The sequence below is a fragment of the Burkholderia plantarii genome (assembly GCF_001411805.1).
GTDB lineage: Bacteria > Pseudomonadota > Gammaproteobacteria > Burkholderiales > Burkholderiaceae > Burkholderia > Burkholderia plantarii.
This window is the reverse complement of record NZ_CP007212.1, coordinates 2,948,920-2,969,053: the sequence shown is the minus strand read 5'-3', so window position 1 is coordinate 2,969,053 and position 20,134 is coordinate 2,948,920. Positions and strand designations below refer to the sequence as shown.

Sequence of the window (20,134 nt, the reverse complement as noted above, 5' to 3'; positions counted from 1 at the left end):
GCGACCGGGCACGGTGTGCCTATCGGGCGTCCAGGCTGTCGATGTACTTGCCGATCGGCTCGCGCAGCAGGCTGTCGGGCGACGCGCTCGTGAAGGAGACGATCCGGCTGCGGCCGGTCAACTCGACGTTACTTACGACGATGCCGCTCGGCACGTCGATCATCGCCAGCGAGATCGACATGCGGCTCGGGCGGCCGGACCACTCGGTGGCGCGCGCTTCCCGATGCGAGATCGCGGATGCGTCGGCAATCGTCACGGCGCGAACCGTGGCGCGCGAACGCGGCGGCAATCGCCTGCGTCGTCGTCCGGCCGGATCTCGAATACACCTTCGACTCGTAGGCGCCGTCGGCAGGCAGTGCGACGTACACGCTCGAACTGGCGGAGAGATGAGTTGGGATCGCGCCCGCGCCGGCCAGGTCGTGATTCTGACAGGACGTGGTGCAGGCGGAGAGTGCTGCGCAAAGCGCGACGATGGCCTTTTCATGGTTCTCCCGATTGCCTTCGTTTTCGACAACCAGGCACGTTATCGGCGCTTGCGATGCCTGAGGCGGATCGATGCCGCCGAAGCCGGGTCGCGCCGGCAGCGCACGGATTCGTCCAGGCTTGCGCCTTCCCCGGGATGGGCCGCGAGACTCGCGCGAAAGGGATCGTAGCCCGCTTGCCACCGGCTGCATGGCCGTCCCCTCCTTGGAATCATCCGTCGACATCACGGCCACCAGCGACCGGATAACCCGTCACCGCGCAGTCGAGCGCGAGCCCGGGGCGCATGTTGCCGAAGGCCAGCTCGACCACGGCCGGTCCGGGCACTGCGAGCCATCGCGCTCCGCCGCTTCGATGATGCCGCGCGCGGCGCGGTCATTTTTCGAAGAACCGGGATTGAGGTAGTCGGGCTTCGCGAGCAGGGTAGCGCTCGCGCGATGGGCGCAGATCAGGCGATCGAGGCGCATCAGGGGCGCGTTGCCAATCGCATCGATGGCGGAATCGAGGATTTTTTCATGACGGCGGCCGTTCAGGTTCACGGGATCCGGGGGGAACGCCTTGCCAGCCTTCGGCGCGGCGATATCGGATAATCCAGACTTCGCGATCGAGGCGCCGGCCGCATCGACGCGCTGACATGGTCGGCCAGCGGCGTACCCGAGGAGGTCTGCCGCCGGCAACCCGGTGCCCTCGCAAGTCGCGAGCGCCCACCCACGGAGACCCTCGAGTGCTGAAACGCGCCTTGCTTTCGCTCTGGCTGCTGCTGCTCTGCGCGCTCGCCCACAGCGCGCCCGCTCAACCCGCGATCACGATCGCGACCGGCGGCAAGCTGCTGAGGTTCACCGCCCAGGCCCTGCTGGCGCGCCGCGACGTGGCGGACATCCACGTCGCCCGCGACGTTTCCTACAGCAAGCCGATGACCTACCGCGCGGTACCGCTGGCCGACCTGATCGACGGCACATCGCTGCCGCCCGACACCGTGATCGAGACGCGCGCCACCGACGGTTTCGCCGCGCAGCTGCCGATGGATCTGGTCCGCAACCGCGATCCCGCGCGCGCCGTGGCGTACCTCGCGGTGGAGGATCCGGCCCGGCCGTGGCCGAAGCTGCCGGGCAAGCCGGTGAGTGCCGGGCCGTTCTATCTGGTCTGGGTGGGTGCGCAGGCGGCGTCGGTGCGCAGCGAGCAGTGGCCGTATCAGGTCGCGCAGTTCGCCGTCGAACGTTCGCCGGCCGCGCGCTGGCCCGCGCTCGCCGTCGATCCGACGCTGCCGGCCACCGATCCGGTCCGCGCCGGGCAGCACCTGTTCATCGCGCAGTGCCTGGCCTGCCATCGCTTCAACGGCGCGGGCAGCTCGAACATCGGCCCCGATCTCGGCAGGCCGGCCAATCCGGTCGATTACTTCCAGCGCGCCGCGCTGCATCGCTACATCCGCAATCCCGCCTCGCTGCGCGACTGGCCCGGCCGCGCCATGCCGGCCTTCTCGCCGGACCAGTTGAGCGATCGCGAGATCGATCTGATCATCACCTATCTCGGCTACATGGCGCATCGGCAATGAAGCCGGGCGCGTGACGCGCGTGGCACGTCACGCCGCGGGCATCCGGATCAGGCGTGCGCATCGGCCGAAAACGCCACCGCCTTCTGCGCTTCGAGCGCATGCAGGCGTTTTGCCAGCGCGTTGCTGATCGAACGGTAAGCAGTGCCGCCGAGCGCGAGCCGCAGCGGCGGCTCGGGCGCGTCGGCCGCCGCGATCATCGCGGCCACGGTCCGGCCGGCATCGCCGCGGATCGCGAAGGTGCCGGACGCGATCGCGCGCCGCACTTCGCCGGCCGGCGTGGCGTCGTAGGCAGGCATCGGCGCGGCGTGATCGAGCCCGGCGCCGAACTGCGTGCTGGTCGGCCCCGGCTCGACGATCACGAAGTCGATGCCGAACGGCGCCACCTCCTGCGCCACCGATTCGACGAAACCCTCGATGCCCCATTTCGTTGCGTGATAGAGGCTGAAGTTCGGGTAGGCGATCTGCCCGCCTTCGGACGACACCTGCACGATCCGCCCGCCGCCCTGACGGCGCAGGTGAGGCAGCGCGGCGCGGATCAGCTGGATCGAACCGACCAGATTGGTGGCGATCTGCCGGTCGATCTGCGCGTCGGTCAGTTCCTCGGCCGCGCCGAACAGGCCGTAGCCGGCGTTGCTCACGACCACGTCGATGCGCTCGTTCGCGTCGAATGCGGCGTCGATGCCGGCCCGCACCGCGCCGACGTCGGTGAGGTCGAGCGTCAGCACCTGCAGGCGCTCGCCGTGCTGCCGTTTCAGATCGTTGAGCGGCCCCTCGCGCCGCAGCGTGGCCACGACCCGGTCGCCGCGTTGCAGCAGGCTTTCGGTCAGCAGCCGGCCGAGGCCCGTCGAGGTGCCGGTGATGAACCAGGTCTTCGTCATGATGCGGATCTCCCTGAAATGAATGGCACGGCTTCAGTCTAGGCATCGATGATTGGTCGGAGAAGCCGCTATAGTGCGGATGACCTCGTGAAAAATCCCCACCAATACCCCATGTCCAAGCCGACCCTCGCCGATCTCGGCGCGTTCTCCGCGGTGGCGGCGCACCGGAGCTTTCGGCGTGCCGCCGACGCGCTGGGCGTCTCGCGTTCCTCGCTGAGCCACGCGGTGCTGGCGCTGGAGCAGCGGCTCGGCGTGCGCCTGCTGAACCGCACCACCCGCAGCGTCGCGCCGACCGAGGCGGGCGAGGCCCTGCTCGCGCGGCTCACGCCGGTGCTGCGCGATCTGGACGAGGCACTCGACGCGGTGGCCGAGGCGCGCGGCGAGCCGAGCGGCACGCTCCGGATCAACGCGAACGAAAACGCGGCGCGGCTGCTGATGAAAGCGGTGGTGCCGCGTTTCCTGGCGCGTTTTCCCGGCATGGCGCTCGACCTCGTCGCGGACGGGCGTTTCGTCGACATCGTGGAGCAGGGGTTCGATGCCGGCGTGCGGCTCGGCGAGGCGATTCCGCGCGACATGGTGGCGGTGCGCATCGGCGACGATCTGCGCTTCGTGGTGGTGGCGGCGCCGTCGTATCTGGCGGCGCGCGGGGCGCCCGTCACGCCCGAGGATCTGCCGCTGCACGCCTGCATCCGCCAGCGGCTGCCGAGCGGCAAGCGCTACCGCTGGGAGTTCCAGAAGCGCGGGCAGGAGATGGCGATCGACGTGCCGGGCGTGCTCACGCTCGACCACAACGGCCTGATGGTGGAGGCCGCGGCCGACGGGCTCGGGCTCGCCTACGTGCCGGAGCCGTCGGCGCGCGCGGCGCTCGACGACGGGCGGCTCGTGACCGTGCTCGATGACTGGTGCCCGTTGATTCCCGGGCTGCATCTGTATTACCCGGGGCATCGGCACGTGCCGGCAGGGCTGCGGGCGTTCATCGACGTGCTCAGGGAGGTGAACGGCGAGGCGGCCGGCAAGTTGGCGGGGACGAGCGCCTGAGGCATGCGCCCGCGCCACGCCGGCCAGCCGCCGACGCGGCCGCCGGTGGCCCGGCATCAACCCTGCCTCAACCTTGCGCCTCGCTGCGCGCGGTCAGATCACGGCGCGCTTCGTCCGTGATCCAGCCGATCCGGCGCAGCAGGCCGGCCGCGGCGGCGGGCGGCCACGGTTCGGCGTGGAAGCGTTCGCAGATCCGCGCGAAATCGTGAGTGCGGAGGTAGTGCAGCCCGAACAGTTGTTTCGCTAGCGCGCCGAGCACGTCGCTGCGCCGCGCTTCGGGCATGCCGTCGGTGCGCTGGAGCAGGGCGGGGATGTCGTCGACGTCGAGCACGTCGTTCGCGGACGCGGCGACGCGCGCGGCTTCGGCGCCCTCCATGTCGGCGAGCCGGGCCTGGCAGGCGTCGCGCTGAACCGGGGCCCAGTCGTTGGTCTGGCGGAACAGCTCGGTCAGCAATTCGAAATGCGCCGGGCATTGCCGCGCCGCGGCCAGCAGCGTGTCGAAGCTGGCCTGCCGCTCGCGCATCGGCACCATCTCGAGCCGCGCGGCAAGCTGGGCCAGCGCGCCGCCTTGCTGGCGCGCCGGGACGAGCCGCGCCAGCTGCGCGACCGCCGCGTCGATCGCGGCGAAGCTGCGCGCCTTCGCGGGCGCCTCCGCGAGCGACCGGGCCACGGCCTCGCCGTGGAAGAGGTGCGCGTAGCGCCGGCTGACGAACTGCATCTGCTGCGCGTCGAGATCCATGTCGTGGATCAGCTCGACCGGCATGCTGTCGAGCGACGGGCCGGCTTGCCGTGTGTTGTGTAACATGTCGTTCGATGTATCGGCCACGTCAAGCGCGCGCGGGGCAGGCTGGACGTCGTCCGTGATCGCGAGGCTCGCGAAGTGCGCTATCGCATGCGCTTCGGCGCCGTCGAGCTCGGGCGTTTGCCCGGCTGCCGTCGAGCGTGCCGCGCCGTGCGAGGCACGGGGCGGCAGGTCGCTCGGCAGCGCGTTGCTGGCGGCGGTCGCGGGCGCGGCGGCTGGCGGCTCGGCCTGGGTCGGGTGGTGCGTGGCGTCGCTCCGGTCGAGGCCGGTCGGGTCAATGCGGCCGGTGCGCGGGAGAGTCGGTTTCATGGGCTCGGCTGTGACGAGAGGGGCGAAGGCTGCGGGATCGGTGCTCCGTGTCGGACCCGTCCCCGCAGCATCTGCGTGCCGAACATAAAGCGTCTCGCGGCCGGCCACTGCCAAGACACGAATCGGAGCGCGGGAAACGGAAGCCCGGCGCGGGAAATCATGTTGCATTGCATGACGCCGTGCGTGGCGCGTTGTCGGCTGATTTCTCGATTCGGCATCGGTGCGGCGATGGATGCCGATGCAGCACGAGCGCGCCGTCGCGCGCGGCGTCTATCCGCGTCCCACGGCCTTCACCGCCAGCGCCGCGGCCGCCGAGCGCGTCTCCACGTGCAGCTTGCGGAACAGGTGTTCGAGATGCTTGTTGACGGTGCGCGGCGCCATGTCGAGGATGTCGCCGATATCGCGATTGGTCTTGCCGCGCGAGACCCACAGCAGCACCTCGGCCTCGCGCGTGGTCAACCCGAAGCGGTCGAGCAGCGTCACCACCAGCGCGCCGTCGTCGGAGGCCTCCAGCACCACCACCCATTCGCCCTGCGTCGGCGCGCCCGTCACGCGGGCCGAGCGCCGCACGCCGCCGTCGATCGTCTCGTGGACGGCGTCCTCGGGGCAGCCTTGCTCCCGCCATTGCACGAACCACTGCCGCAGCCGGGCGGGCAGCGCGGCGCGCGCGAGCGGGGTCGCCGCCGGTTCATCGCTTGCCAGGCTGATGGAGCGATCCGCATCGTCGCCATAGCCCGCCAGCCGCACCGCCGCCTGCGGGCTCTGCCAGCGGATCGCGCCGCCGCCGTCGACGATCACGGCCGCGCGCGCCTCGAGCCCGAGCACGGCATCGGCGTAGCGCTGGGCGCGCGAGCGCTGCACGTGCGAGGCGATCCGCGCGCACACTTCCTCGGGCCGCACCGGCTTGGTCACGTAGTCGATGCCGCCCACCCGGAAGCCCTGCACGACATGTTCGCTCTCGGCCAGCGCGGTCATGAAGATCACCGGCAGATGCTCGTGGCGCGGTTCGAGCTTCAGACGGCGGCAGGTCTCGAAGCCGTCGAGCCCGGGCATCATCGCGTCGAGCAGCACGACGTCGGGCGTCACGCGCGCGAGGCACTTCAGCGCGTCGTCGCCGCTCAGCGCGACGAGCACGGCGTAGCCGTCCGCGCGCAGCGTGTCGGACAGCAGCGCGAGGTTGTCGGGCGTATCGTCGACGATCAGCACCACGGGACGATTGCCGAGCGCGCCGGGCAGCGCGGCCTCAGTCGCCGGCGCCGGGCGCAATGCGGTCAAGCTCATGCTCGAAGTCCTTCAGCTGGAAAAGTTCGGCGTGTTCGCGCAGCGACGCGAGCGGCGCGGCGAACCCGGGGTGATGCGGCGCGGCCGCGTCGAGCGCCTCGATGAGGCCCTGCACGTAGCCGACGTCGAGCAGCGTCTTCAGCTGCGCGTGCAGCGAACGCGGCAGGGCGGCTGGCGCCGATCCGCCTTGCGCCGCGGGCGGCGGCCCGGCTGCGTCATGGCGGGCGGCGGCGAGGCGGGATGGTGCCACCGCGAGCGCGGTCGTCGCGTGCCGGGGCAGGTCCGATGCGTTCGACGCGGCCTCGTCGGGCAAGGCCGCCGGCATCACGGCGGCCGTCGGGAGCGGGGCGAGCGGCACGACGGCATCGCCCGCATCGCCGGCGTCCGCAACCCGCCCCGCCGTCTCCATCGACGCCTCGCTCGCCGTCACCCACGTCACGCGCAGCAGCGCCGCCAGCTTGTCGAGCAGCACCGGCACCTGCACCGGCTTCACGAGGTAGTCGTCGCAGCCGATCGCGATCGCGCGTTCGCGGTCGTCGGCGAACGCGTTCGCCGACAGCAGCATGATCGGCGCGTCCGAGATGCGGCGTTCGCGGATCAGCCGGCTGGTCTCGTAGCCGTCCATCTCCGGCATCGAGATGTCCATCAGGATCGCGTCGGCGGCGCGCGTGCCGAGCCAGCGCAGCGCGTCCGGCCCGTTGTCGGCCTCGGCGATCTCGAAGCCGAGCGGCGCGAGCATCTGCACGACGATGGCGCGCTGGTCGGGCAGGTCGTCGACGATCAGCAGCGTGCGTCGCGGCCCGCGATAGCCGCGGATCTCGGCCGGCCCGGTGCGCGCGGGCGCGGCGGCATGCACGGCGGGCGCGTAGACCTTGACGATGAAGCGCGTGCCGTGTCCGACCACGCTCTCCACCTCGAGGCTGCCGCCAAGCGCGTGCGTGAGCAGCCGGCAGATGGTGAGCCCGAGCCCGGCGCCATGGTCGTGCCGGCTCGCGGCCTCGCCGCGCTCGAACGGCAGGAACAGCCGCTCCATCGCGTCGGCCGGGATGCCGGGGCCGGTATCGACGACCTCGAAGGTCAGCGTGTCGAGCGCGTGGCCGACGCGCAGCGTCACGCCGCCGGCGCGCGTGAAGCGGATCGCGTTGCCGATCAGGTTGGTGAGGATCTGGCTCAGGCATTTCTGGTCCGACTTGACGGTGGCGGGCAGCCGCCCCGAGGGCTGCACGACGAACTCGAGCGTCTTCTCCACGGCCTGCGGGCGCAGCATCGAAGTCATCTGCGCGAGGAACTCGGGCAGCGCGATGCGCGTGACGTTCAACTGCAGCTTGCCGGCCTCGATGCGCGCCACGTCGAGCAGCCCGTCGACGAGCGCGAGCAGGTGCTCGCCGCTGCGGTGGATGGTGCGGATCGCGTTGAGGCGCGCGGGCGCGATCTCGTCCTGGGCGAGCAGCAGCAGTTGCGCATAGCCGAGGATGCTGTTGAGCGGCGTGCGCAGCTCGTGGCTGAGCCCCGTCACGTAGCGGCTCTTGGCACTGTTGGCGGCCTCGGCCGCGGCGCGCGCGTGCTTGAGCGCGGCATCGGTCTTGCGGTGCGCCTCGATCTCGTGCATCAGCAGCTCGGTCTGGCGCTGCGATTCCTCCTGCGTGACGCGCCGGTTCTCGCGTTCGAGCACGAGCCACCAGGCGGCGATGCCGCCGATCAGCGAGAGCGCGACGAACACCTTCACGTAGCTGTTGGCCACCTCGCGCCAGGCGGGCGAGCCGGGCGCGGCGAGCGAATCGGCGCTCTGCGACCAGATCAGGTAGAGCACGGTGGCGAGCAGCAGCATGGTGGCGAGCACGAGGCTCGCATAGTGGATCAGCCGCACGCCGGTCGCGCCGAGCCGCGCGCGCGGGAACAGCCGGTGCAGCGCGCGGTCGAGCTGCGCGGCGATCCGCGCGTGCGGCTTGCAGCGGTCGTTGCAGCGCGAATCGAGCGAGCAGCAGAGCGAGCAGATGGTGCCGCCGTAGGCGGGGCAATAGGCGGTGTCGTCGTGCTCGAATTCGTTCTCGCAGATCGCGCAGCGGCGCAGCGCACCGGCCACGCCGGGCTCGGCCTGGCGCGCGAGGTAGTAGCGCCCGCGCGTGGCGATCGCGATGGCCGGCGCGCAGACGAACGCGACGCCGAGCGCGATGAACGGCGACAGCGCGCGCGCCAGCTCGCCGAACGCGCCGCCGTGCGCGAGCATCGCCACCACGGTGGCGATCCCCATCGCGCCGACGCCCACCGGATTGATGTCGTACAGATGCGCGCGCTTGAACTCGATGTCGCGCGGGCTGTAGCCGAGCGGCTTGTTGACGACGAGATCGGCGAACAGCGCGCCGACCCAGGCGATCGCGACGTTCGCGTACATCGACAGCACCTTGCCGATCGCCTCGAACACGCCCATCTCCACCAGCAGCAGCGCGATCAGCACGTTGAACACGAGCCAGACCACGCGGCCCGGGTGGCTGTGCGTGAGCCGCGCGAAGAAGTTCGACCACGCGAGCGAGCCGGCGTAGGCGTTGGTCACGTTGATCTTCAGTTGCGAGACCAGCACGAACAGCGTCATCACCGGCAGCGCCCAGGCGGCGAGCCCGAGCGGATCGAACAGCAGGTGATAGGCGACCAGGTACATCTGGGTGGGCTGTGCGGCATGCGCCGGATCGATCTCGTGCTGGATCGCGACGAACGCGAGGAACGCGCCGCCCAGCATCTTCAGCGCGCCGGGCACGATCCAGCCGGGCCCGGCCGCGAGCAGCGCGATCCACCAGCGCCGCCGGTTGCGCGCGGTGAGCGGCGGCAGGAAACGCAGGTAGTCCACCTGCTCGCCGACCTGCACGATCAGCGCGAACACCACGGTGGCGGCCTGCCCGAACGCGATCGCGTTGAATGCGTGGCCGTCGCGCGCGAAGCCCGAGAAGGTGGTCCATTCGCGCAGCAGCGACGGCTGATGCCAGAGCACGGCGCCGTAGGGCAGCACGAACAGCACCAGCCACAGCGGCTGGGTCCAGCTCTGCAGCCGGTTGATCAGCGTGATGCCGAACATCACGATCGGGATCACCACCAGCGAACTGATCACGTAGGCGAGGCCGATCGAGATCGGAAACACCAGTTGCAGCGCGAGCGACATGATGGCCGCCTCGAGCGCGAAGAAGATGAACGTGAAGCTCGCGTAGAGCAGCGAGGTGACGGTCGAGCCGATGTAGCCGAAGCCGGCGCCGCGCGTGAGCAGATCCATGTCGACGCCGTGGCGCGCCGCGTAATAGCTGATCGGCAGGCTCGTCAGCCAGATCAGCAGCGAGACGGCGGCGATCGCGCAGACCGCGTTGGTGAAGCCGTAGTCGACCACGAGGCTGCCGCCGATCGCCTCCAGCACCAGGAACGAGACGGCGCCGATCGCGGTGTTGGCGACGCGGAACTCGGACCAGCGGCGAAACGAACTCGGCGTGTAGCGCAGCGCGTAATCCTCGAGCGTCTCGTCGCCGACCCAGGCGTTGTAGTCGCGGCGCACCTTGACGATGCGCTGCGTGCTGGGCGGCGCATCCGGCGCGTGCGGCGCGTGCGGCGTGGAAGGGGCTTCCGAAGCGGCTCGGGAAGCGGCGTCTGACGCGGCGGACGGGGGCATCGGTGCCATCTCGGGTGATCCAGATTGGTGCGCGCGGGGCGGGCGGGATGCGTCATGCAAATTACATTCCAGGCGCGCGCCGGGCCATACGTCAATCGACGTATTCCGGTCGTTTATTTGGCTTCCTACATTTCGCCTCACGCGCCGGCCCCGTCCGCCGGCCACCGACACGACAAGGAGAACGTGATGCCCGTAGACGATCGATTCGATGACGACGGCGCGCCGTCGTCGCTGCGCCGGCGCCTGATCGGCGGCCTCGCCGCCGCGCCGCTGATGGCGCTGGGCCTGCCGCGCGCGTCGTTCGCGCAGACCCCGCCCACGGCGAAGGTCAATACCACCAGGCTGGCGGTGACCGACACCACGGTGACGGTTGGCCAGTTGCACTCGGCCACCGGCACCATGGCGATCTCGGAGACGGGCTCGATCCAGGCCGAGCGCCTCGCGATCGAACAGATCAACGCGATGGGCGGCGTGCTCGGCCGCAAGATCCAGATCATCCAGGAGGACGGCGCCTCCGACTGGCCGACCTTCGCCGAGAAGTCGCGCAAGCTGCTCGAGAACGACCACGTGGCGGCCGTGTTCGGCTGCTGGACCTCGGCCTCGCGCAAGGCGGTGCTGCCGATCTTCGAGAAGGACAACGGGCTGCTCTACTACCCGACCTTCTACGAAGGGCTGGAGCAGTCGAAGAACGTGTTCTACACGGGCCAGGAGGCGACTCAGCAGATCCTCTGGGCGCTCGACTGGGCCTCGAACACGAAGAAGGCGAAGACCTTCTTCCTGGTCGGCTCCGACTACATCTGGCCGCGCACCTCGAACAAGATCGCGCGCCGCCACATCGAGCAACACCTGCACGCGAAGGTGGTGGGCGAGGAGTACTACCCGCTCGGTACCACCGATTTCTACTCGCTGATGAACAAGATCAAGCTGGCGCGCCCGGACTGCATCTTCGCGACCGTGGTGGGCGGCTCGAACGTGGCGTTCTACAAGCAGCTGAAGGCGGCCGGGATCACGCCGGCCAAGCAGTTCCTGCTGACGCTGTCGGTCACCGAGGACGAGGTGCTCGGCATCGGCGGCGAGAATTTCGCCGGCTTCTATTCGTCGATGAAGTATTTCGAGTCGCTCGCCAACGACACCAACCAGAGCTTCGTGAAGGCGTTCAAGGCGCGCTACGGCCAGAAGGCCGTGATCGGCGACGTCACGCAGGCCGCCTATCTCGGCCCGTGGATCTGGAAGGCCGCCTGCGAGCGCGCCGGCAGCTTCGACGTGGACAAGGTGGTGGCCGCCTCGGCCGGCATCGAGCTGAAGAACGCGCCGCAGGGCTACGCGAAGGTGGACGCGAACCATCACCTCTGGAGCCGCTCGCTGATCGGCGAGGGGCAGCCGGACGGGCAGTTCAAGGTGGTCGCGCAGTCGAACGAGCCGATCCAGCCGAACCCGTTCCCGAAGGGCTACATGTAAGCGCGCGCCGGCATCGCTTCGCGATGCGAAGCGATGCGCCGCCGCGCGTGTTCCCCCCGTCATCCGCCCGAGGAGGCTAGCGATGTCCGCCACCGACATTTTCAATATCACGCTGATGCAGGGCTTCGCCGGCCTGAGCCTGTTCAGCGTCCTGCTGCTGATGGGCCTCGGCCTGGCCGTGATCTTCGGCCAGATGGGCGTGATCAACATGGCGCACGGCGAGTTCATGACGATCGGCGCCTATACCGTCTACCTGTTCTCGTGGTTCGCGCAGAACGTCTGGCACGCGCTCACGCCGGTCTATTTCTTCGTCGCGATCGTGGCCGCGTTCGGCCTCGCGTTCGCGGCGGGCTGGCTCGCCGAATGGGCGCTGATCCGCCATCTGTACCGGCGTCCGCTCGACACGCTGCTCGCCACCTGGGGCCTGAGCCTCGGCATGCAGCAGGTGTTCCGCTCGACCTTCGGGCCGAAGGAGGTCAGCCCGGCGCTGCCGGACTGGCTGATGGGCTCGTGGGAGCCGTCGCAGGGGCTCGACATCCCCGTCAGCGGCATGTTCGTGATGGGGCTCGCGCTGGTGATGACGGGCGGCCTGCTGCTCGCGCTGTATCGCTCGCGCTGGGGGCTGCGGGTGCGGGCCACGGTCGCGAACCGGCCGATGGCGAACGCCGCCGGCATCAACACGCGGCTCACCGACCGCATGACGTTCGCGATCGGCTGCGGCGTGGCCGGCGTGGCCGGTGCCGCGTTCACGGCGATCGGCTCGACCGGGCCGACCAGCGGCTCGCTCTACATCGTCGACTCGTTCCTGGTGGTCACGTTCGGCGGCGCGGCGAGCCTGCTCGGCACCGTGGCCTCGGCGTTCGGCATCGCGCAGATGCAGTCGGTCAGCGAGTTCTTCCTGTCGGGCTCGACGGCGCGCGTGCTGACGCTGCTGACCGTCGTGATCATCCTGATGCTGCGCCCGCAGGGGCTGTTCGCCTCGAAGGTGCGCCGCGCCTGAGGCGCGCCGTGCCGGCACTCGTTCAATCGTTTCTACGGAGAGGACCATGGAACCCATCCAATCCGCCGCGGGCGGGGGCGCCGCGCCCGCCGGCGTGCGTTCGCCGGGCGGCTGGCGCGCGCTGGCTCGGCGCGCCGAGCATTCCGGCTATGCCGGCATCGCGCTGCTCGCGCTCGTGATCGTCGTGGTGTTTCCGCTCGCGCTCGATCCGTTCCGGCTCGGCATGATGGGCAAGTACCTGACCTATGCGTTCGTCGCGATCGGGCTCGTGATCGCGTGGGGCTACGGTGGCGTGCTGAGCCTCGGGCAGGGCGTGTTCTTCGGCCTGGGCGGCTACGCGATGGCGATGTTCCTGAAGCTGGAGGCGTCCGATCCGGTCTCGACGAAGACCCAGACCACGCCCGGCATCCCCGACTTCATGGACTGGAACCAGCTCACGGCGCTGCCGTTCTGGTGGAAGCCGTTCCACTCGCTGCCGTTCGCGATCCTGGCGGTGCTGGTGGTGCCCACCGCGCTCGCGTTCGTGATCGGCTTCGCGATGTTCAAGCGGCGCGTGGGCGGTGTCTACTTCGCGATCATCACGCAGGCGGTGGCGCTGATCCTGTCGGTGCTGATCATCGGCCAGCAGGGCTTCACGGGCGGCGTGAACGGCATCACCGACCTGCGCACGCTGCTCGGCTGGAGCATCCAGTCGAACCAGGCGAAATACGTGCTGTATTTCGTCAACGCGGCGCTCTTGATCGCGGCCATGCTGGCCTGCCGCTGGATCCAGCGCGGCAAGCTCGGCACGCTGCTGCTGGCGATGCGCGACAAGGAGGACCGGGTGCGCTTCTCGGGCTACGACGTCGCGATGTTCAAGGTGTTCGCGTTCTGCGTCGCGGCGCTGCTCGCGGCGGTGGGCGGCGCGATGTTCACGCTGCAGGTGGGCTTCATGTCGCCGTCGTTCGTCGGCATCGTGCCGTCGATCGAGATGGTGATCTACGCGGCGGTGGGCGGGCGCATGTCGGTGGCGGGCGCGGTGCTCGGCACGATCCTCGTCAACCTCGGCAAGACCTGGTTCTCGGAGAGCCTGCCGAACCTCTGGCTGTTCCTGATGGCGGCGATGTTCATCGGCGTGGTGATGGCGTTCCCGAACGGTCTGGCGGGGCTTTATGAGGCCCACTTGCGCGGGCGTCTGCGTCGCTGGCTGGCGGGCGCGGACAACGCGGCGGACAAAGGCGCGGCCGCGCCCGACGCGACCGCTCCGATCGAACGGGAGGCATGACGATGAGCAATACCGACTTCCTGCTCGCGGTCGAGGACCTGACCGTCTCGTTCGACGGCTTCAAGGCGATCGACGCGCTGAACCTCTACCTCGAGCGCGGCGAGCTGCGCGTGGTGATCGGCCCGAACGGCGCCGGCAAGACCACGCTGCTCGACCTGATCTGCGGCCGCACCCGCGAAACCGCCGGCAGCATCAAGTTCCGCAACGAGGAGATCACGCGCCTCGCCGAATTCCGGCGCGTGCGCAAGGGCATCGGCCGCAAGTTCCAGACGCCGTCGATCTACGAGAACCTCTCGGTCGCGCAGAACCTGGAAGTGTCGTTCCCGCGCGGGCGCGGCGTGTTCGGCGCGCTGGCGTTCCGGCTCGACAGCGAGGTGATCGACCGCGTGCGGGCGGTGGCCGACGAGATCGGGCTCGGCGCCGCGCTCGATCTCGAGGCGGGGCTGCTCTCGCACGGCCAGAAGCAGTGGCTCGAGATCGGCATGCTGCTGATGCAGGACCCGGAGCTGCTGATGCTCGACGAGCCGATCGCCGGCATGAGCGTGAAGGAGCGCGAGATCACCGCCGAGCTGCTGGCGCGCATCTGCCGGCAGCGCTCGATGATCGTGATCGAGCACGACATGGCGTTCGTCGAGCGCATCGCGCACAAGGTCACGGTGATGCACCAGGGAAGGATTCTCGCCGAGGGGCCGATGGCGAAGGTGCAGGCCGACCCGCGCGTGATCGACGTCTATCTCGGCCATTGAACCGGCACGCCGGTTCGGCCACGCTGGAGGAAACCAACATGCTCGAAGTCGACGATCTCGTCGTCAGTTATGGCCAGAGCGAGGTGCTGCACGGCATCGGCTTCTCGGTCGCGAACCGTGAAAGCGTCGCGGTGATGGGGCGCAACGGCATGGGCAAGACCACGCTGTTCAAGGCGCTGATCGGCATGCTGCCGGCCAGCCGCGGCACCGTGAAGGTCGGCGGCGCCGACGTCTCGAGGGACGAGAGCTACCGGCGCGTCGCCAAGGGCATCGGCTACGTGCCACAGGGCCGGCAGATCTTCGCCTCGCTGACGGTGGAGGAGAACATCCGCACCGGCCTCGAGAACGCGAAATCGCAGCACGTGCCCGACGATCTCTACGCGCTGTTCCCGGTGCTGTTCGACATGCGCCGGCGGCGCGGCGGCAACCTGTCCGGCGGCCAGCAGCAGCAGCTCGCGATCGCGCGCGCGCTCGCCACCGATCCGAAGGTGCTGCTGCTCGACGAACCCACCGAGGGCATCCAGCCCTCGGTGATCAAGGACATCGCGAAGGCGCTGAACCAGATCCGCGCCACGCGCGACATCGCGATCGTGGTGTCCGAGCAGGTGCTGAGCTTCGCGCTGGAGGTGGCCGACCGCCTGTTCGTGATCGAGGGCGGCCGCTTCGTCCACCAGAGTACGCGCGAGGCCGGCGACACGGGGCGGATTCGCGAGTACCTGTCCGTCTGAGGCCGCGCGGCCGGCGCGGAGCGCTTGATGCCGCGCGCCGGACTCCGGCGGCTTTGCACCCGCTTTCCAACCGATTTCCAACCGCTTGACTGCACCCGACAACCGAGGAGCGTGCGAGATGCCCGACACCCTGATCCAGGTCGACCTGAACCAGTCCGCCTACGAGAACGCGCAAGTCCACAACCGCTGGCACCCCGACATTCCGATGGCGTGCTGGGTGAACCCCGGCGACGACTTCGTGCTCGAGACCTACGACTGGACCGGCGGCTTCATCAAGAACGACGACAGCGCCGACGACGTGCGCGACATCGACCTGTCGATCGTCCATTTCCTGTCCGGCCCGGTGGGCGTGAAGGGCGCCGAGCCCGGCGACCTGCTGGTGGTGGACCTGCTCGACATCGGCGCGAAGGCCGACAGCCAGTGGGGCTTCAACGGCTTCTTCTCGAAGACCAACGGCGGCGGCTTCCTGACCGACCATTTCCCGTCCGCGCAGAAATCGATCTGGGATTTCCACGGCCTCTACACGAGTTCGCGCCACATCCCGGGCGTGAACTTCGCCGGGCTGATCCATCCCGGGCTGATCGGCTGCCTGCCCGATCCGAAGCTGCTCGAGACCTGGAACGCGCGCGAGACCGGGTTGATCGCGACCGACCCGGCACGCGTGCCGCCGCTCGCGAACCCGCCGTTCGCGGCCACCGCGCACCTGGGCAGCCTCGCCGGCGACGCGAAGGCAAAGGCCGCGGCCGAGGGCGCGCGCACCGTGCCGCCGCGCGAGCACGGCGGCAATTGCGACATCAAGGATCTGTCGCGCGGCTCGAAGGTGTTCTTCCCGGTCTACGTGGACGGCGCGGGGCTGTCGGTGGGCGACCTGCACTTCAGCCAGGGCGACGGCGAGATCACGTTCTGCGGCGCGATCGAGATGGCGGGCTGGGTCCACATGCGCGTGAACCTGATCAAGGGCGGCATGGCGAAGTACGGGATCCGCAACCCGGTGTTTCAGCCGAGCCCGATCACGCCGGCCTACAACGACTACCTGATCTTCGAGGGCATCTCGGTGGACGAGTCGGGCGGCCAGCATTACCTCGACGTCACCGTGGCCTACCGGCAGGCCTGCCTGAACGCGATCGAGTATCTGAAGAAGTTCGGCTACTCGGGCGCGCAGGCCTACTCGCTGCTCGGCTGCGCGCCGGTGCAGGGGCACATCAGCGGCGTGGTCGACATCCCGAACGCCTGCGCCACGCTGTGGCTGCCCACCGGCATCTTCGACTTCGACATCCGTCCGAACGCCGAGGGGCCGATCCGCCACGTGACGGGCGAGGTCGACCTGCCGATCTCCCACGACCTCGCGAAAGCCTGAGCGCGCGAGCGCGGTCCATCCGCACCGGCCAAGCCGAAGGAGCCAGCATGCCGATCTACGACTTCCATTGCGACACCTGCGGGCCGTTCGCGGCCCTGCGCCCGATCGCCGAGCGCGACCGGCCCGCGCTGTGCCCCGCCTGCGGCACGGCCGCCGCGCGGTTGGTGAGCGCGCCGTCGCTCGCGCTGATGTCGGGCGAGCGGCGCATCGCGCATGCCACCAACGAGCGTGCCGCGCATGCGCCGCGCCAGTCGGGCCAGCCAGGCGCGGCGCGGCATGGCGCCGGCTGCGGCTGCTGTTCGGGCCGGCGCGTGTCGCTGGCCGGCGCGAGCGGGGGCAGCGGGCCGAGCGGTGGCCCGGGCGGCGCGGCGGGCGGCGGCCTGAAGCGGCCTGCCGGGCGCCCCTGGATGATCAGCCACTGAAGCGAAACCCGGCCGCGCCGGCGCATGCCGGACGCGGCCGGCCGAAGGCGCGGCGCCAGCCATCGGCGTCGCGCGAAGCGAACCGAGCAACGGAGCACAGCATGCGACATGGAGATATTTCGAGCAGCCGCGACAGCGTGGGCGTGGCGGTGGTCAACTACCGGATGCCGCGTCTGCACACGCGCGCCGAGGTCCTCGACAACGCGCGCGCGATCGGCGAGATGCTGATCGGCATGAAACGCGGGCTGCCCGGGATGGATCTCGTGATCTTCCCCGAGTATTCGACGCACGGCATCATGTACGACGAAGCCGAGATGCTCGAGACCGCCTCGACCGTTCCCGGCGCCGAGACCGAGGTGTTCTCGGCGGCCTGCCGGCAGGCCAACGTCTGGGGCGTGTTCTCGATCACCGGCGAGCGCCACGAGCAGCACCCGGCCAAGGCGCCGTACAACACGCTGATCCTGATCGACAACCACGGCGAGATCGTCCAGAAGTACCGCAAGATCATGCCGTGGACGCCGGTGGAAGGCTGGTATCCGGGCGACCGCACCTACGTGACCGACGGCCCGAAGGGCATGAAGATCAGCCTGATCATCTGCGACGACGGCAACTACCCCGAGATCTGGCGCGACTGCGCGATGCGCGGCGCCGAGCTGATCGTGCGCTGCCAGGGCTACATGTACCCGGCCAAGGAGCAGCAGGTGCTGGTGTCGAAGGCGATGGCGTGGATGAACAATACCTACGTGGCGGTGGCCAACGCGGCCGGCTTCGACGGCGTCTATTCCTACTTCGGCCATTCCGCGATCATCGGCTTCGACGGCCGCACGCTCGGCGAATGCGGCGAGGAGGAGATGGGCATCCAGTACGCCGAGCTGTCGCTGCCGCTGATCCGCGACGCGCGGCGCAACATGCAGTCGCAGAACCACCTCTACAAGCTGCTGCATCGCGGCTACACCGGCACGATCCATTCGGGCGACGGCGTGCATGGCGTGGCCGAGTGTCCGTTCGCGTTCTATCGCGACTGGGTGGCCGATCCGCAGAAGACGCGCGCGGCCGTCGAGGCGCTCACGCGGCCGATGCCGGGCACGCCGGAATGCCCGGTCGAGGGAATTCCGCACACGCCGGGCGAAGCGCAGCGCGCGGGCTGAAGCCGGGCGGGCGGTGCTGGCGCGGACTTTCGCGCTGGCGTTCCCGGCGCTGAAGTTCGCCGGCATCGCCCATCTGCCGTGGCTCGCCGTGCGGATGGGGCGCGCGCCGGCTGTTGCGCGGCCTGTTGCGCGGCCGCCGCGCCGTGCGGATCGCGAACCGCGCGAGCGCGACGATGACGGCCGTGATGGCGACGCGTCGAGGTGTTGCGTTGCCGAAGGCACGCCATCGTGGCTTGCCTTGCCGCTTCGCGGCCCGGCGTGATCGCTCCGGCGCCGGGCGCGATCGCGCGGCGCCGCCCGGTTTCGCGCGGGGCCGGCGCCGTTCGCGCTTCAGGCCCCGGTGCCGCGATAGCCGAGCCGGGCCGAGACGGCCCGCCCGGCCTGCTTCAACAGCGCAACGTAATGCGCCTTCGTGTCGGCGCCGCAGCGCATGGTCGGAAACGAGATCGACAGCCCCGCGATCACGCGGCCGAAGCGGTCGAACACCGGCACCGCGAGGCACACGAGCCCGTCTTCCTGCTCCTCGTTGTCCTCGCCGTAGCCCTGCTCGCGCACGTGCGGAAGAATGCTCCATACCGCCTCGGCCGAGGCCAGCGTCTTCTGCGTCGATTTCCTGAACTCGATCCGCGAGAGCGCCTCGCGCGCCTCCTCGGGCGCCATCCAGGCCAGCAGCACCTTGCCGATCGCGGTGCTGTAGAGCGGGTTGGTGCGGCCGATCCGCGAGTGCATGCGCAGCCCGTAGTCGGCGTCGATCTTGTGGATGTAGATGATATGGTCTTCGTCGAACGCGCCGAGGTGCAGCGCCTCGCGCGTGAGCCGGCCGATGCGGCGCATCTCGACGTCGGCCTCGCGCACCAGGTCCACGTTCTCGAGCGCCTGCGAGCCGAGTTCGAACAGCCGGATCGTCAGGCGATAGCGCTCGGTCTCGTCCTCCTGCGCGACGAAGCCGAGCGTCTTCAGCGTCTGCAGGAACCGGTGGACGGTGGTCTTCGACATGCCGAGCCGGTGCGACAGCTCGCTGATGCCGATCGGCCCGTGCGCGCCGAGCGCTTCGAGCACGGCGAACACCTTGCCCGCGGCCGAGGCCGATTCCGCTTTCTCGGCGCCGCCTTCGGCCTGCGCCTGCGGCGCGTCTTCCTTGCGCCGCCTGAGCATCGCTTCCATGTGCAAAACGTCCGTCGATGTGGATTCAGGCGTGAGCATAGCGCGTCCCGGCATGGAGTTGAATCAGCGGGCGAGCCAGCCGCCGTCGACGGCGAGCGTGTGCCCGTGGACGTAGTCGGAGGCCGACGAGGCGAGGAACACCACCGGCCCGGCCAGATCCTCGGGCTCGCCCCAGCGCGCGGCCGGGATCCGTCCGACGATTTCCTCGCTGCGCTGCGCGTCGTGACGCAGCTGCGTGGTGTTGTTGGTCGCCATGTAGCCGGGCGCGATCGCGTTGACGTTGATGCGCCGCGCGGCCCATTCGTTGGCGAGCAGCCGCGTGAGGCCCAGCACGCCGCTCTTCGAGGCCGTGTAGGACGGCACGCGGATGCCGCCCTGGAACGACAGCATCGAGGCCACGTTGATGATCTTGCCCGGGCTGTCCTGCCTGACGAACTGCTTCGCCGCCGCCTGCGCGAGGAAGAACACGGTCTTCAGATTGGTGTCGATCACGGCATCCCAGTCGTCCTCGGTGAACGCGAGCGCGTCGTTGCGGCGGATGATGCCGGCGTTGTTGACGAGGATGTCGATGCGCCCGTGGGCCTCGCAGGCCGCGTTGACGATGTCGTCGATCGGCCGCGTGGTCGACAGGTCCGCGCGCAGGTCGAGGAAGCGGCGGCCGAGCGCCTCGACGCGCGCCTGGGTTTCGGCCGGCGCGCCGCGATTGACGCCGACGATGTCGCAGCCGGCCGCCGCGAGCGCGAACGCCATCCCGGCGCCGAGCCCCGTGTTGCAGCCGGTGACGATCGCGACCTTGCCGGTCAGGTCGAAAAGTGGAGCGGACATGCAGATTCCTCTCGATAACCAGGGATGGGGACGCGG

General features: G+C 69.7%; 18 protein-coding genes. 10 read left to right on the top strand and 8 right to left on the bottom strand.

Annotation, left to right across the window (positions count from 1 at the left end):
- Positions 1-19: 19 nt before the first annotated feature.
- Entirely contained in the window at positions 20-256 is a 237-nt protein-coding gene (locus bpln_RS37740) for a DUF4823 domain-containing protein (protein ID WP_158512030.1), read from the bottom strand.
- A gap of 478 nt (positions 257-734) precedes the next feature.
- The gene (locus bpln_RS12645) at positions 735-1,019 is read right to left on the bottom strand and encodes a hypothetical protein (protein WP_055138976.1); all 285 of its coding nucleotides are present in this window, start codon (positions 1,017-1,019) and stop codon (positions 735-737) included.
- A 185-nt stretch (positions 1,020-1,204) separates the two neighbouring features.
- Between bpln_RS12645 and bpln_RS12640 the strand changes: the two genes are divergently transcribed.
- Positions 1,205-2,032 (top strand): c-type cytochrome, encoded by an 828-nt coding sequence (locus bpln_RS12640; RefSeq protein ID WP_055138975.1) that lies wholly within the window; start codon positions 1,205-1,207, stop codon positions 2,030-2,032.
- A 47-nt stretch (positions 2,033-2,079) separates the two neighbouring features.
- On the opposite strand, the gene bpln_RS12635 is transcribed toward bpln_RS12640, so the two are convergent.
- On the bottom strand, positions 2,080-2,910 hold the full coding sequence (locus bpln_RS12635; RefSeq protein WP_055138974.1) for an SDR family oxidoreductase: 831 nt from the start codon (positions 2,908-2,910) through the stop codon (positions 2,080-2,082).
- 111 nt (positions 2,911-3,021) lie between these two features.
- On the opposite strand from bpln_RS12635, the gene bpln_RS12630 reads away from it, so the two are divergent.
- Positions 3,022-3,948 carry a LysR family transcriptional regulator gene (locus tag bpln_RS12630; RefSeq protein ID WP_055138973.1) on the top strand — a complete coding sequence of 309 codons (927 nt, stop codon included), beginning with the start codon at positions 3,022-3,024 and terminating at the stop codon, positions 3,946-3,948.
- 67 nt (positions 3,949-4,015) lie between these two features.
- Here the strand turns inward: bpln_RS12630 and bpln_RS12625 are convergent, their stop codons facing one another.
- The 3 genes from bpln_RS12625 to bpln_RS12615 all read right to left on the bottom strand — a co-directional run bounded on the left by bpln_RS12625 (position 4,016) and on the right by bpln_RS12615 (position 9,995).
- Entirely contained in the window at positions 4,016-5,059 is a 1,044-nt protein-coding gene (locus tag bpln_RS12625; RefSeq protein ID WP_055138972.1) for a hypothetical protein, read from the bottom strand.
- 270 nt (positions 5,060-5,329) lie between these two features.
- A complete protein-coding gene (locus bpln_RS12620) occupies positions 5,330-6,268 on the bottom strand; it encodes a response regulator (RefSeq protein WP_042626677.1) in 939 nt (312 codons plus the stop codon).
- Positions 6,269-6,302: 34 nt separating this feature from the next.
- Entirely contained in the window at positions 6,303-9,995 is a 3,693-nt protein-coding gene (locus tag bpln_RS12615) for a response regulator (protein ID WP_082465279.1), read from the bottom strand.
- Positions 9,996-10,172: 177 nt separating this feature from the next.
- Between bpln_RS12615 and urtA the strand changes: the two genes are divergently transcribed.
- From urtA to bpln_RS12575, 8 genes are all read left to right on the top strand, one after another.
- A complete protein-coding gene (urtA, locus tag bpln_RS12610; protein ID WP_055139522.1) occupies positions 10,173-11,444 on the top strand; it encodes an urea ABC transporter substrate-binding protein in 1,272 nt (423 codons plus the stop codon).
- Positions 11,445-11,526: 82 nt separating this feature from the next.
- The gene (gene urtB / locus bpln_RS12605; protein ID WP_042625436.1) at positions 11,527-12,444 is read left to right on the top strand and encodes an urea ABC transporter permease subunit UrtB; all 918 of its coding nucleotides are present in this window, start codon (positions 11,527-11,529) and stop codon (positions 12,442-12,444) included.
- A gap of 46 nt (positions 12,445-12,490) precedes the next feature.
- On the top strand, positions 12,491-13,708 hold the full coding sequence (urtC, locus tag bpln_RS12600) for an urea ABC transporter permease subunit UrtC (protein WP_055138971.1): 1,218 nt from the start codon (positions 12,491-12,493) through the stop codon (positions 13,706-13,708).
- Positions 13,709-13,710: 2 nt separating this feature from the next.
- Positions 13,711-14,454 (top strand): urea ABC transporter ATP-binding protein UrtD, encoded by a 744-nt coding sequence (gene urtD / locus bpln_RS12595; protein WP_042625434.1) that lies wholly within the window; start codon positions 13,711-13,713, stop codon positions 14,452-14,454.
- Positions 14,455-14,492: 38 nt separating this feature from the next.
- Positions 14,493-15,182, top strand: a complete 690-nt coding sequence (gene urtE / locus bpln_RS12590) for an urea ABC transporter ATP-binding subunit UrtE (RefSeq protein ID WP_042626674.1) — start codon at positions 14,493-14,495, stop codon at positions 15,180-15,182.
- 118 nt (positions 15,183-15,300) lie between these two features.
- A complete protein-coding gene (fmdA, locus tag bpln_RS12585) occupies positions 15,301-16,539 on the top strand; it encodes a formamidase (protein WP_042625433.1) in 1,239 nt (412 codons plus the stop codon).
- Between the two features lie 47 nt (positions 16,540-16,586).
- Positions 16,587-16,961: an FmdB family zinc ribbon protein gene (locus bpln_RS12580; RefSeq protein WP_042625432.1), complete on the top strand. Its 375-nt coding sequence runs from the start codon at positions 16,587-16,589 to the stop codon at positions 16,959-16,961.
- Between the two features lie 101 nt (positions 16,962-17,062).
- Positions 17,063-18,109: an aliphatic amidase gene (locus bpln_RS12575; RefSeq protein WP_042625431.1), complete on the top strand. Its 1,047-nt coding sequence runs from the start codon at positions 17,063-17,065 to the stop codon at positions 18,107-18,109.
- 330 nt (positions 18,110-18,439) lie between these two features.
- Here the strand turns inward: bpln_RS12575 and kdgR are convergent, their stop codons facing one another.
- Both kdgR and kduD read right to left on the bottom strand, forming a co-directional pair.
- Positions 18,440-19,273, bottom strand: coding sequence for a DNA-binding transcriptional regulator KdgR (gene kdgR, locus bpln_RS12570; protein ID WP_055138970.1), 834 nt, complete (start codon positions 19,271-19,273; stop codon positions 18,440-18,442).
- A gap of 63 nt (positions 19,274-19,336) precedes the next feature.
- Positions 19,337-20,098, bottom strand: coding sequence for a 2-dehydro-3-deoxy-D-gluconate 5-dehydrogenase KduD (gene kduD / locus bpln_RS12565; RefSeq protein WP_042625429.1), 762 nt, complete (start codon positions 20,096-20,098; stop codon positions 19,337-19,339).
- Positions 20,099-20,134 lie beyond the last annotated feature (36 nt).

What these genes read in the sequence shown, in the direction of transcription:
- bpln_RS12635 (WP_055138974.1), bottom strand. Translation starts at nt 2,910, where the DNA reads ATGACGAAGACCTGGTTCATCACCGGCACCTCGACGGGCCTCGGCCGG.
- bpln_RS12630 (WP_055138973.1), top strand. Translation starts at nt 3,022, where the DNA reads ATGTCCAAGCCGACCCTCGCCGATCTCGGCGCGTTCTCCGCGGTGGCG.
- bpln_RS12625 (WP_055138972.1), bottom strand. Translation starts at nt 5,059, where the DNA reads ATGAAACCGACTCTCCCGCGCACCGGCCGCATTGACCCGACCGGCCTC.
- bpln_RS12615 (WP_082465279.1), bottom strand. Translation starts at nt 9,995, where the DNA reads ATGGCACCGATGCCCCCGTCCGCCGCGTCAGACGCCGCTTCCCGAGCC.
- urtA (WP_055139522.1), top strand. Translation starts at nt 10,173, where the DNA reads ATGCCCGTAGACGATCGATTCGATGACGACGGCGCGCCGTCGTCGCTG.
- urtB (WP_042625436.1), top strand. Translation starts at nt 11,527, where the DNA reads ATGTCCGCCACCGACATTTTCAATATCACGCTGATGCAGGGCTTCGCC.
- urtC (WP_055138971.1), top strand. Translation starts at nt 12,491, where the DNA reads ATGGAACCCATCCAATCCGCCGCGGGCGGGGGCGCCGCGCCCGCCGGC.
- urtD (WP_042625434.1), top strand. Translation starts at nt 13,711, where the DNA reads ATGAGCAATACCGACTTCCTGCTCGCGGTCGAGGACCTGACCGTCTCG.
- urtE (WP_042626674.1), top strand. Translation starts at nt 14,493, where the DNA reads ATGCTCGAAGTCGACGATCTCGTCGTCAGTTATGGCCAGAGCGAGGTG.
- fmdA (WP_042625433.1), top strand. Translation starts at nt 15,301, where the DNA reads ATGCCCGACACCCTGATCCAGGTCGACCTGAACCAGTCCGCCTACGAG.
- bpln_RS12580 (WP_042625432.1), top strand. Translation starts at nt 16,587, where the DNA reads ATGCCGATCTACGACTTCCATTGCGACACCTGCGGGCCGTTCGCGGCC.
- bpln_RS12575 (WP_042625431.1), top strand. Translation starts at nt 17,063, where the DNA reads ATGCGACATGGAGATATTTCGAGCAGCCGCGACAGCGTGGGCGTGGCG.
- kdgR (WP_055138970.1), bottom strand. Translation starts at nt 19,273, where the DNA reads ATGGAAGCGATGCTCAGGCGGCGCAAGGAAGACGCGCCGCAGGCGCAG.
- kduD (WP_042625429.1), bottom strand. Translation starts at nt 20,098, where the DNA reads ATGTCCGCTCCACTTTTCGACCTGACCGGCAAGGTCGCGATCGTCACC.